The 12,560-nt window shown below is 36.7% G+C and carries 13 protein-coding genes; 5 read left to right on the top strand and 8 right to left on the bottom strand.

The genetic code is table 11. From position 1 onward, the window contains the following. Positions 1 to 5 precede the first annotated feature (5 nt). Positions 6 to 1,751 carry a sensor domain-containing diguanylate cyclase gene (locus BM097_RS09710; protein ID WP_090548706.1) on the bottom strand — a complete coding sequence of 582 codons (1,746 nt, stop codon included), beginning with the start codon at positions 1,749 to 1,751 and terminating at the stop codon, positions 6 to 8. A gap of 265 nt (positions 1,752 to 2,016) precedes the next feature. On the opposite strand from BM097_RS09710, the gene BM097_RS09705 reads away from it, so the two are divergent. The 5 genes from BM097_RS09705 to BM097_RS09685 are packed head-to-tail and all read left to right on the top strand — an operon-like array spanning position 2,017 to position 6,897. Next, complete coding sequence (locus tag BM097_RS09705) at positions 2,017 to 2,958, top strand: ABC transporter ATP-binding protein (RefSeq protein WP_090548703.1); 942 nt, start codon at positions 2,017 to 2,019, stop codon at positions 2,956 to 2,958. Then, complete coding sequence (locus tag BM097_RS09700; RefSeq protein WP_090548699.1) at positions 2,958 to 4,103, top strand: ABC transporter permease; 1,146 nt, start codon at positions 2,958 to 2,960, stop codon at positions 4,101 to 4,103. Before BM097_RS09705 ends, BM097_RS09700 begins: the two co-directional genes overlap by 1 nt. Then, positions 4,090 to 5,253 (top strand): ABC transporter permease, encoded by a 1,164-nt coding sequence (locus BM097_RS09695; RefSeq protein ID WP_090548694.1) that lies wholly within the window; start codon positions 4,090 to 4,092, stop codon positions 5,251 to 5,253. The genes BM097_RS09700 and BM097_RS09695 overlap by 14 nt, the downstream gene beginning before the upstream one ends. Next, entirely contained in the window at positions 5,243 to 6,256 is a 1,014-nt protein-coding gene (locus BM097_RS09690) for a sensor histidine kinase (RefSeq protein WP_090548689.1), read from the top strand. The genes BM097_RS09695 and BM097_RS09690 overlap by 11 nt, the downstream gene beginning before the upstream one ends. Before the next feature lie 5 nt (positions 6,257 to 6,261). Then, positions 6,262 to 6,897, top strand: coding sequence for a response regulator (locus BM097_RS09685; RefSeq protein ID WP_090548684.1), 636 nt, complete (start codon positions 6,262 to 6,264; stop codon positions 6,895 to 6,897). A 49-nt stretch (positions 6,898 to 6,946) separates the two neighbouring features. Here BM097_RS09685 and BM097_RS09680 read toward each other — a convergent pair whose 3' ends face one another. From BM097_RS09680 to BM097_RS09650, 7 genes are read right to left on the bottom strand one after another with little or no spacing between them, the layout of a single operon-like run. Beyond that, the gene (locus BM097_RS09680; RefSeq protein WP_090548681.1) at positions 6,947 to 7,480 is read right to left on the bottom strand and encodes a Holliday junction resolvase RecU; all 534 of its coding nucleotides are present in this window, start codon (positions 7,478 to 7,480) and stop codon (positions 6,947 to 6,949) included. Continuing rightward, entirely contained in the window at positions 7,467 to 8,402 is a 936-nt protein-coding gene (locus BM097_RS09675) for an RluA family pseudouridine synthase (RefSeq protein ID WP_090548676.1), read from the bottom strand. The genes BM097_RS09680 and BM097_RS09675 overlap by 14 nt, the downstream gene beginning before the upstream one ends. Then, entirely contained in the window at positions 8,371 to 10,314 is a 1,944-nt protein-coding gene (locus BM097_RS09670) for a YgiQ family radical SAM protein (RefSeq protein WP_090548672.1), read from the bottom strand. The genes BM097_RS09675 and BM097_RS09670 overlap by 32 nt, the downstream gene beginning before the upstream one ends. Before the next feature lie 8 nt (positions 10,315 to 10,322). Continuing rightward, positions 10,323 to 11,030 (bottom strand): ATP synthase subunit B family protein, encoded by a 708-nt coding sequence (locus BM097_RS09665; RefSeq protein ID WP_177197425.1) that lies wholly within the window; start codon positions 11,028 to 11,030, stop codon positions 10,323 to 10,325. Between the two features lie 4 nt (positions 11,031 to 11,034). After that, on the bottom strand, positions 11,035 to 11,523 hold the full coding sequence (gene coaD / locus BM097_RS09660; RefSeq protein ID WP_090548668.1) for a pantetheine-phosphate adenylyltransferase: 489 nt from the start codon (positions 11,521 to 11,523) through the stop codon (positions 11,035 to 11,037). A gap of 1 nt (position 11,524) precedes the next feature. Next, positions 11,525 to 12,076 (bottom strand): 16S rRNA (guanine(966)-N(2))-methyltransferase RsmD, encoded by a 552-nt coding sequence (gene rsmD, locus BM097_RS09655; RefSeq protein ID WP_090548664.1) that lies wholly within the window; start codon positions 12,074 to 12,076, stop codon positions 11,525 to 11,527. Further along, the gene (locus tag BM097_RS09650) at positions 12,073 to 12,558 is read right to left on the bottom strand and encodes a CinA family protein (protein WP_090548660.1); all 486 of its coding nucleotides are present in this window, start codon (positions 12,556 to 12,558) and stop codon (positions 12,073 to 12,075) included. Before BM097_RS09650 ends, rsmD begins: the two co-directional genes overlap by 4 nt. Positions 12,559 to 12,560 lie beyond the last annotated feature (2 nt).

Genomic DNA, 12,560 nt, shown 5'->3' with positions numbered 1-12,560 from the left:
ATCACCTAGTTTAAATCACTACAAATTTTGTTTTTACCATTATTCTTAGCATCATATAATAAACCGTCAACACGATCGATAGTGCGAAGAGCTGCTTCAAATTCATGATGATTTGTAACACCTATACTAACCGACAGCTTGCCAGATGGACTTGGAATATTATTTATGTCTTTTCTGATCTTTTCTGCAAGCTCAAGGACCTTATTGTCATCGTAGTCAGTAAGAATAATCATGAACTCCTCACCACCCCAGCGGCCAACCTCTACAGCAGGCTTTTTGCCAATTTCTGTTTTGAGATAATCCGCTAAAGCTTTAAGAGCATTATCACCTTCACTATGGCCGTATTGGTCGTTCAAGGCTTTAAAATCGTCAATATCAAGCATTATCAAATGCCAATGCTCATTATGAGCTGGAGAATTCACATCACAGGTATCATAGATTTCTCGCTCTATTGCTCCGCGATTTAAAAGGTCTGTCAAAGCATCATGGGAAGCCTTGTAAAGCATTTCGTTTAACTGCTTATTCTTCTCCATTAACTCATCTGTAATAGTATTAATAAAAATAGCAAGACGATGTGTTACAGGGATGTTTGATTCGTTGATTTTGATTTCCTTTTCAACGTCTATTTTCTTTTTGATTGGTCCCTCTCTCATTGCCACACAAACAATGGAAAGGTTGTTCAAAAGTGTGGTTCCGTTATATCGTAATAGCTCTCCTAATGCGCTAAAGCCTGTTGTTTCTAGCTTTCTAGAGATTTCTGATACTTCGGCATCATCATTATCATTCCAAAACAGCTTTCGTCCGAAGCAATTGATTACATATACCACCTGAGGTGAAAATTTAAGCAATTCTGAACCTGATTGCTTGGTATGGTTCATCATTCGTCTAGGATCACCAAATGTAATACGGATAGTTGAACCTTCTGGAATATTAGTAGACATCAAAATAGAGCCATCCGGATTAACTGATTTAGCATGGCGGATATATGTAGTATCATCGTCTACCTGAACCTCCCATGGGAACTGCAGAGCATCATAGAAGAAATTATTATCCTTATGAATATGTAGATAATGATTATATACATCATAGGCTGGCATGCCGTTAATTTCATATACTACTGCCCCTTCAGAACGAGTAACTGTAAGAGGATAACCGATAGATTTCCATCCTAGCATTCGGTCTGTCTGGATATGTAGCTCTGGACCAATATACATTACGCAGGCAGAACTATCCCTGCTATATTCACAGTCATTTGCAAAGATAAATGACTTTTGGAACTCGTCGCCTACTGCAACACCACCAAATATCTCTACATCCTCTGGAAGTCTATCCATTATTTCACCAGCTGCCTCCAATGGCTGATATGGTGCTGCTGTAAGAATTTCTATACCCTTTAAATCTGGAGTGCTTTCAGCAATAGCTAAAAGGTCCTCCATGTTTGTATAGTCTTTTTCTGCGTAGTAAGGAAAAACCTCAACTCTAGAGCGTGGATCCTCGAAAATCATTGCCGAAACCACGATTTCCCTATCGCACATTGTACCATCGTAAATTTCTCCTGTGGCGCTGCAACCGATTACAGGAATATCTGGATAAAAATAGCCTAATATTTCTCTAACCTTATCTGTTTCATCTATATTATTTTGCATATTAAACGGAACAAATACATGAAATAAAGCATTGTGTCCTTTGATATCCCAATGAGATACTGTCTGAATAAAGAGATTATTATAAGTTGTCTGTAGAAGTTTCATTTTAAATACTCCCGTGCTATTTACTGAATATTTCTATTAATTATTATAAATGTTTAGTTATAAAAATGTCTATAGAAATATTATTTCACCACATGACATATGTCATATCACTTTATGACACGATTCACTACATATGTGACTTTTATTTAGGTATTATAATCTCAGAACAACAAAAGAAGTTCAGAATAATAAAAGATGACTTTTTGCTGACCAAACAATGCTATTGTCAGCAAGAATCTATAAATTTTGAAAAGGAGAAAATACAATGAGTCAACAGGTAGTATCAATTGATAATTTAGTAAAACGTTATGGAGAAAATGTAGCGGTGGATCATTTTTCACTTTCCATTGAAGAAGGCGAAATACTTGGTTTACTTGGACCAAATGGTTCCGGAAAGACTACTACAATCAACTGCCTACTTTCTCTTCTAACATTTGATAAGGGGAATATCAAAATCTGGGGCAAGGAAATGAGTCCAAGTGCCTACGATATAAAATCCCAGATCGGCGTGGTTATGCAAAATGTAGCGGTCATTGAAACCTTAAATGTATATGAAAATGTAGATTTCTTCTGCGGACTATATATAAATGATAAAAAGCTTAGAAAACAATATGTAGAGGAAGCCTTGGAATTTACAGGTCTTACTGAATACAAAAAACAAAAGCCAAAAAAGCTTTCCGGTGGACTTCTTCGAAGACTTAACATCGCCTGCGGAATTGCTCACAAGCCAAAGCTAATCATTTTTGACGAACCTACAGTGGCTGTTGACCCTCAAAGTCGAAACTCAATCCTTGAGGGGATTAAAAAGATGAATAAGGCTGGAGCAACCATCATCTACACCTCACATTATATGGAAGAGGTTGAGGAGCTTTGCTCAAGAGTGGTGATTATGGACCATGGCAAAAACATTGCAAATGGTACTGCAAATGAACTTAAATCTTCACTTATTAGCCGAGAAAAGATTCGCATTGGACTTCCTAATAAATCACCTGAGATTCTCGCTGGACTAAAAGAAATCAATCATGTTTATAAGGTTAAGGAGGATGGCGAGGATGTGATTATTAAATGTGATGGCGGCGAGCATAATCTTGTGCATGTGCTTAGTTACCTTACAGATAACAACATTCCATTCGGCCATGTAACTACTGAACTTCCAACTCTTAATGATGTGTTCTTAGAGATTACGGGAAAGGAGCTTAGAGACTAATGTTTTTAAGAATTTTTGTATATAAACTAAAGGAATTATCTAGAAAATATTGGTTGGTAGGCTGGAACTTTGTATTTCCACTAGTACTTGCCACGGCCTTCTTCTTAGGCTTCGGAAATATGGTAAAGGAAGATCCTGACACCCTTCAGACCTTTGATGTTGGCTATATAAATGAATTAGATGAATCAGCAGGATTTGAGCAGGTGCTTGAAGAACTTTCTGAGGAAAATGATGAAGGCACTGTCCTATTAAATCTTCATACTTATTCTTCCAAGAAGAAAGCTATCGAAGATATGAATTCAGATGAAATCTATGGATTTTATGTGGAAAGTGAGGATGGTATTGAGACTGTCATCCGATTTAATGGATACGTTTCAACAATCATGAATGAAATCGTTCGTGAATACAATAATTATACTGATGTAATTTCAGACATTTCAAAAGATCATCCAGAAAAAGTGGCAGATGCCATCGATGCAATCAGTGCCAGGGACGGGTTCATCTCTGAACATAACTTTGGCAATAACACCAGTCAGTATTTACAGTATTTTTACGCACTGCTTGCCATGACTTCCCTTTTCAGTTCATGGATTAGCACAACAATGCTAGAGGGTATGTGCGCAAACATGTCAGAGCGAGGAAAACGAGTTGAGTGCTCTCCTGCTTCCAAATTCGTTAGCATAGCAGCTGGAATTTTGGCTGGAACTCTTTTACAGATAGTATCCAACATTATAGTTGTCATTTATATTCAATACATACTTAGAATAAATTTAGGAGTTCCAATGGGAACTATGATTGTCCTTTGCAGTATAGGTAGCGGACTTGGTATTTCCGCTGGAATCCTGATGGGTTCAATGATTAGAAATGAAAGACTACTTGTTACAGTTCCACTTTTTTTCACAATGACCTGCTCATTCTTCAGTGGACTTATGTGGGGACAGATTAAGCAACTGCTTCAATATAACTGCCCAATCATCAACAAAATAAACCCTGCAGCACTTCTTACTGATGCTATGTATATCCGATCAACCTACGGACCAACAGATGAATTTTACCAGGACACTTTTATCATGTGCTTAATGATTGTAGGTTGTCTCATAGTCAGTACATTATTCCTAAGGAGGAGAAAATATGTCAGTCTTTAATGCAATACTAAAATCCACAAAGGCCTGCATTGTAACAATAATAGTTTACTTTTCAGTTTTTGTACTATTTGGAAACATCTCAGCAAGGGCAACTGCATCCACAAAGGATACAATGTTTGAGGACTCCGTTGTTACAGTGGCAATAACCGATAACGATAATTCTGCTTTAAGCCGAGGGCTTGTAGATTATTTGAAGGAAACTGAAAATGTGGTAGACCCACAAACCACTTCCATAAAAGAAATGAATGATAATGTACGTTTTCTCATATATGATTACGCTTTAATAATTCCAGAGGATTTTTCTGAGCGTGCCAAGGCTGGTGAGACTGAAGATTTGCTTGAATATGTTGCACCTGGCGCCACAGCTCCACAGTTTTTATTAACCGAGAAAATACGTACCTATATGCAGGATGTTATGGTATATTTAAATAGTGGTTATTCAGATGAAGAGGCAATTGCCCTGACCAAAGAAAACATGATTAAGCTTTCTGAAACAAAAGCCAATGTCATCGACACCGCTGATGAAAACCATCGTTCATTCTACACTGGTATGTTTACCTTTAACGGATATACGTTACTTATGATTCTTTGTGTTTCCATCAGTTCAGTACTAGGCTTTACAAAGGATACTGATGTGAAGAATCGTATAAACGTTAGCGGCATGCATTTCAATACTAAAAATGCTGCTACTATAGCCGCTGTATTTTGCATTGGCATAGTTATCACAGCTGCAATTACCGTTGTAGTCGGCTTGATGGGATTATCTGATACTAATGGAAAATTCCTATTTTACTGCATTAATGTATTTGCACTGATGCTTATAGGTATTGGTATGGCATATATGATTAGTGCCATCACAAACAACGAAAACATTATCAACATGGTTACAAATATGTTTGTGCTTTCAATGAGCTTCTTCTGTGGAGTATTTATTGACCTTCAGTTCCTATCACCTGCTATCGTAAAGTTTGCACACTTCCTGCCACTTTACTGGTACACAGCTGTTATTAGACTGATAAATGACACCCCTGCAGATAAGATTTTAGGTACGACATTTTATGAATATTTGCTTATAGAGGTATTGTTCGCTGGCATATTCTTCGCAGCTGGACTAGTTATCTCTAAGAAAAAGGAGCAATATGCTGTATGATATAATCATTAGGCTTCTTTCAGCCGCTGGATTAACAATTATAATAAATGCAAATGGCATTACCACCTTATCGGTGGTAGTGTCTATTTGCGTTTTTTTATTTATGGAAATAAGTGTTATCGTAAATACGAAGTTATCCTGTGGGACTCTAACCTTAATTCCATTTTTTATCTCAATTGTCTATATATCACTTGAGGCCCCATCAAAGTATCCTATCTATATAGTTGCAACACTCATTTTGTCAGGCTTTACAGGTATTGCTATTCATCTGTACGAAAGGATGACGGATTATAAAAAGCAATTACATCGCACCAGAGATGACAGCATTGAATTAGAGGAAGCATTAAAAAATAAAAATCGTGCCCTTTTATTGGAACAGGACCAGCAGGTACATTTAGCTACTTTGGCAGAACGAAACCGCATAGCCAGAGATATTCATGACAACGTGGGTCATCTTCTATCCCGTGCCATTTTATTGCTTGGAGCCATATCAACGGTTAATACAGATGAAAAAATAGCCCCACAGTTAAAAATGCTTTCCGATACTTTAGATGAATCTATGGAAAAAATGCGAAGCTCGGTACATGATTTGCATGACGACTCCATTGATTTAGAGAAAAACATTACTGATATTCTTAATGAACTAAAGGGCTTTACTGTAAATGCAGAGTTAGATTTGGATGAGGTGTTACCAACAGAACTAAAGCTAACTATTATTGGAATTCTGAAAGAAGCTACTACAAATATTATCAAACACTCCAATGGAAACACTGTGGCTGTTATTCTTCATAAAAATAACAGCTTTTGCACCTTATCAATTACAGATAATGGCACCTTAACTGATAAACAAAAAAGTACAATTCTAAATGAAGGCTATGAGGGGATTGGTCTTACAAATATAAAAAATCGAGCAAGCTCACTTGGCGGAGATGCATATTTTTATATAAACGATGGATTTACTGTTTATACCAGATTACCCTTTAAAAATACAATGCGAGGATAAACATTATGGAAAAGAAACGAATATTACTTGTGGATGATGATGAATTAATAACAATGTCTTTGGAAATGATAATATCTGCAGAACCAGAATTTGAAATTATAGGCAAAGGTTGCAGTGGACGTGAAGCTGTTGCTTTGTTTGAAGAGCTTCATCCGGACCTGCTACTTATGGATATTCGTATGGAGGATATGAACGGACTTGAGGCGGCTGAAGAAATTTTATCTAAGCACAAGGAGGCTACTATTCTATTCTTAACAACCTTTTCTGATGATGAATATATCGTAAAGGCGTTAAAGCTTGGTGTTAAGGGCTATCTTCTAAAGCAGGATTATAAATCCCTGCCTGCAGCCCTTCACGCTGCAATTAATGGCCAAAGTGTATTTGGTGGTGCTGTTGTAGATAAGCTGCCTACACTTATGTCTTCTGTTAATAACGAGAATGGTTTTGATTATCGTAAATACGATATCTCTGAAAAAGAATATGAAGTAATTCAGCTTGTAGCTGAAGGTTTTTCAAATAAAGAAATCTCTCAGAAGCTTTTCCTTTCCGAAGGAACTGTTCGAAACTATCTATCTACCATCCTGGAAAAGCTAAATCTGAGAGATCGCACTCAACTTGCAATATTCTATTTAAAGCATTAACAATTAATGATTTATTTTGAATTCATAGGCAGTATTATAGGTCTATTTTTTAAAGATTTCTAGAACCTAAATCAACATTTATCATATCTAGATAAGGAACTAAAAGATTAGGTTTAGTAGTAAAAAAGTATTCTTCATCTAATTCTTCAATACGAAAGCTTTTTCTACCACCTTCCTGCATTCTATCCCAAAAGCCTTTAAGCTTTTCAAATGTAAGATAGTAATATACATCTCTTTCGCTAAAGAAAATTAAAATAAACGCCAGACCATCCTGAGCCTCCCATTTACCCATGAAATCAATCTGATGGGCATGAATATTTTGTAATGGGAAGGTGTCCTTATTACACTCTTTAGCATCGAAGCAAACAGGGATGCCCTGAATGGCACCAACGTAATCTACTGTTGATTTTTGATCAAAATAGGCAAGTGTAATATGCCCTTTTTTATCCATATCTATTGGTGTGATTGGTGTTGGAATTTTTTGAATGAGGGCTAAGCCGTTTTCGGCATAGACCTCATTAGTTTTATTTATGAATTCTTCGAATGTGGAACCACGAAGACCTCGAGATTTATAAGTAGCCATTAAATTCTACTGGTAAATCGCAGACAAATTTTCTACCATCAGCAAATTCTATTGAATATGCATGTAGAAGCTGTCCCCTTACCTTCTCCCTTTTATTAATTATCGTATTTCCGTATTTATTATCTCCTAAAATAGGATGACCAATAGAAGCTAGATGTGCTCTGATTTGATGGGTACGTCCTGTAATTAGGTGAATTTCTAATAATGTAAAATCATCCCCTATGTGAGATATAGGCTTGTAGGCTGTTTTAATAGGCTTAGAATCCTTTGTTTCATTTTTAGTAATAGAAACCTTGTTAGTAGCTTCATCCTTTGATAAAAAGCCATCTATCTGCTGTTCATCATCTATTCTGCCTAAAACTACAGCCCTATAAAGCTTTTTACAGCTTCGTTCCTTTAAAGCTTCTCCAAGGGTTTGGGCAGCCTTAAGAGTTTTAGCAAATAAAACAATGCCAGATGTGTTTCTATCAAGTCTATTACATACGCTAGGATGAAAATGCTTGAAGCTTTCTTCACTAAGTTCACCCTTAGCAATCATGTATGAAATGGCCATTTCATTGATAGAAATATCTGATGGTGAATCCTTTTGGGATTTGATACCAGCAGGCTTATTAATGATAATCATATCATCATCTTCAAAAACTACGTTGATATCATGGGAAACTTCCTTTAAAGAATAATAAAGCTCGTCTCGCTCACCTGCTCCTGTCATTTTGGCATAGGTTTCATCAGAAAACCAAATCTTAACAACATCGCCTGTATTAAGTTTTTCAGTACCATCAGCCTTTTTATCGTTAAGAGTGATATTTTTCTTACGAAGCATTTTGTAAATAAAGCTAGTGCTGGCTTCTGTCAGCACACGCTTTAAATATTTATCAAAACGCTGATTACTATCGTTTTCTTCTATTCTTAGTTCTTTCATTTGTTCTACTTTGCTTTCCAGAATTCTTATTTCTGGTATTTTTATTATTCTTTATAGAATCAGATTTTCTAGAGTCATTCTTTTTTGAATCGTTTTTCTTAAAATCCTTGCCCTTAAGCTTTCTAGGTGGAATTAGGCATTCTTCTCCAAATCCTATTAAATCCTCACGACCAGCTTTTATTAATGCTTCCTTAACCAAATCATAGTTTTCTGGTCTCTTGTATTGAATAAGTGCACGCTGCATTGCCTTTTCATGAGGATTTTTGCAGATATATACAGGCTTCATATCTCTAGGATCAATTTCTGTGTAGTACATAGTAGTAGAAATTGTGCTAGGTGTTGGATAGAAATCCTGTACCTGCTCTGGCGATAAATGATGATCACGTAAATATTCTGCCAAGGCTATAGCATCATCAAGAGTGCTACCTGGATGAGAGCTCATAAGATATGGTACTAAATATTGCTTTAGACCAAGCTCTTTGTTAATTTTGGCATATTTATCGCAGAAGCTATTGTAAACAGAGATATCTGGCTTTCCAAGGTAGCTTAATACATTATTTGAAATATGCTCTGGAGCAACCTTGAGCTGTCCGCTAACATGATATTTACATAGGTCACGAAGGAAAGTATCGTCCTTGTCATACATAACATAATCGAATCTTACTCCGGAACGAACAAATACCTTCTTTACCTTTGGAAGCTTTCTAAGCTTTGTTAGAAGAGCTACGTAATCCTTGTGATCAACCTCTAAGTTAGGACATTTTGTTGGGAATAGACACTGTCTATTTGTACAAACACCCTTTGTGAGCTGCTTCTTACAAGATGGATTTCTAAAATTGGCAGTAGGACCACCAACATCATGAATATAACCCTTAAATTCAGGGTCCTGAGTAATAAGCTTAGCCTCATTGATAATAGATTCATGGCTTCTGGATTGTATAATTCTTCCCTGATGGAAGGTCAGGGCACAGAAATTACAACCACCAAAGCAGCCTCTATTACTAATCAAGGAGAATTTAACTTCTTTGATAGCAGGAATACCACCGTCCTTTTCATACATAGGATGATAAGTGCGCATATATTCGATAGCATAAACATCATCCATTTCCTGTCTGGTTAATGGCTTCTGAGGTGGATTCTGCACAACGTACATAGCCCCATCGTATGTTTCAACAAGTTTTTTCGCAGTAAATGCATCCGTATTTACGTATTGAGTGTAAAAGCTCTTAGCATAGGTTGCTTTATCAGCTTTTATTTCCTCAAAGCTAGGAAGAATTAAGCCATCCTCGATAAAGGATTTATCTCTAGTCTTAAAGACGGTACCATCAATATAAGTAATATCCTTAACATCCATTCCTGATGCAAGGCAATCAGCGATTTCAATAACGGAACGCTCACCCATTCCGTAAGAAATTAAATCTGCACCGGAATCTAGAAGGATGGAGCGACGCACCTTATTAGACCAATAATCATAGTGGGCGAGACGTCTAAGAGATGCTTCGATTCCTCCTATAATGATTGGCTTTTTCTTATAAGTATGTCTGATAAGATTACAATAAACCACTGTGGCGTAATCCGGTCTAAGACCAATTTTTCCGCCTGGTGAATAATTATCGTAATCTCTTCTGTGCTTTGAAACACTATAATGGTTTACCATGGAATCCATATTGCCGGCACTGACAAAAAAGCCAAGTCGTGGCTCACCCAAAATATTTATGGAATTATCATCCTTCCAATCAGGCTGAGCTATAATTCCTACGGAATATCCATGTAATTCAAGAAGGCGGCAAATAATTGCCGCCCCAAACGAAGGATGATCTACGTAAGCATCACCACAAACATAGACAAAATCTAGTTGGCTAATGCCACGCTCATCCATATCTTTTTTACAAACTGGTAAAAATTTCTGCATACTAAAATCTACTCTTTATTAAAAAACTGCTCTGGTATATCAAGAGCTGGTACATCATCTTCATCTGTATTTGATGATGGTACCTCTGCTGTGTTAGCTACCTGCTCTGTAGCAACTGCTTCGCCTGTTGAATCAAGACTTGAAGCAGGGTCTGAATCACCATCATTAAGTGAATCAGGAACAAGAGCTGCTCTGTTTCCATTAACAGTATCAAGATAAACCTGCATTGTGCCAAGGAAAGCCTCGTCACGTGCTCTTGTTGTCTCTATAGAATTTGCAAGGATTGTCTGAATATTAGCAAGAAGCTCATCAGTATAAGCAATAGCACCCATTCGAATGTTATTAGCATCCTCTGTTGCTCTATCGATTTTTTCCTGTGCATTCTTCTGCGCAATTAATATAACTTCATTTGCCTGAGCGTATGCTTGCTGCATAATCTGATGTTCTGATACAAGCTCGTTAGTCTGAATCTGAGCCTGGCTGATAATTTCATCCGCCTTAGCTCTAGCATCTGCAAGAATCTGCTCACGATTAGCAATCATTCTTTGGTATTTTTTAATTTCATCTGGAGTCTTTGTTCTAAGCTCCTGAATCAATGACTCTAATTCATCCCTGTTAACAACAATTTTATTTGTTGAAAATGCAGATGGCTTACAATCATCAATATATGCTTCAATCTCATCAATGATATCTTCAATTTTACTTGTGCTTGCCATGTTACTACTTCTCCTTATTATTTATTTTGTCTTCTATGAGAGGTATAACCTGCGCTGGAACAAATAGGCTGATATCTCCTCCATATGATGCAAATTCCTTGGCAACAGTAGAACTTAAATAAGAATATTTTAAGGATGTTGTCATAAATAAAGTCTCAAGCTCAGGGTATTGAACTCGATTGGCATGTGCTAATTGAATTTCATTCTCGTAATCAGTAACAGCACGTAAACCTCTAATTATAACTTGTGCATCTTTTTCTTTTGCAAAATCAACTAATAAACCTTCGAAGCTCTCCACTCGAACGTTGTCTAAATTTTCAGTCAATTCACTTATCATACTAACACGTTCATCAATGGAAAACAACGGATTTTTTTGCTTGTTATTTAAAACACCGACTATCAACTCATCACAAAGCTTGCTCGCTCTAGTAATAATATCTAAGTGGCCAAAAGTAATTGGATCAAAGCTCCCGGGATAAATTGCTCGTTTCATTTCACGCCTTCTTTAAGAAAATATGTTTATTTGTTTTATATATCTTTTCTTTTGTAATTTTGTAGCCTAATTCTTCTACATAATCGAAGCTTGTTTCAAGGCTGGCTTCTACAATGATAATTGTATCATCGCTAATGTAGGATTTACTTTTTAACTGTTCTAAAACCTGCTTTTCAATAAGCTTGTTATATGGAGGATCCATAAAAACAATATCAAAAACAGGATGATTGTTTAAGCTGCTAAGAGCTGCTGTAAAATCTGTTTTATAAACAGTGGATTTGTCTTCTAATTTAGCCTTGGCTAAATTCTTATCAATGCAACTATAAGCATTTTTATCCTTTTCAACAAAAACTGCTTCTAACGCTCCACGGCTAAGAGCTTCAATTCCCATTTGCCCACTTCCTGAAAATAAATCCAGAAAATATGCATCTGGTAAATCGAAGGCAATCATATTAAAAAGTGTTTCTTTAATTCTATCAGTAGTAGGTCGTGTATCCATGCCTTCTGGGGCAATTAGATTTAAACCACGATTATTTCCAGCTATTACTCTCATGCCATTACCTCTATCTTATTTATGCATTCGGATAAGAGCTTTAAGGCTTCAGTTGCGGCAGCAGCTCTAACCTCTCCTCTGGTTCCTTTGAGATGTAGCTCCTTAACAAGGCACTTATCATCCCCATAAGCACATCCTATATATACAAGCCCAACAGGCTTGGTAGCTGTGCCACCGGTAGGACCAGCAATACCTGTAGAGGACAAGCCAAATGTAGCATCTGCTTTAGATCTAACTCCAAGTGCCATTTCTGTAGCTGTTTGACTACTAACTGCACCATGAGAATTTAGTGTCTCACTTGATACTCCAAGATTTTTCATCTTTGCTTCATTTGAATAGGTAACATATCCTTCATTGAAGCAAGCTGATGCACCAGAAATATCAACAATGGAGCTGGCAATAAGCCCTCCAGTACAAGATTCGGCAGTGGCTACAGTAAAATGCTTTTCGCAAAGCTCATTGATAAGTTCAAGTGTATCCATAT

The organism is Pseudobutyrivibrio sp. OR37 (assembly GCF_900113655.1).
Taxonomy (GTDB): Bacteria; Bacillota; Clostridia; order Lachnospirales; family Lachnospiraceae; genus Pseudobutyrivibrio.
The sequence above is the reverse complement of the archived record's forward strand: the minus strand, read 5'-3'. Positions and strand labels throughout refer to the sequence as shown.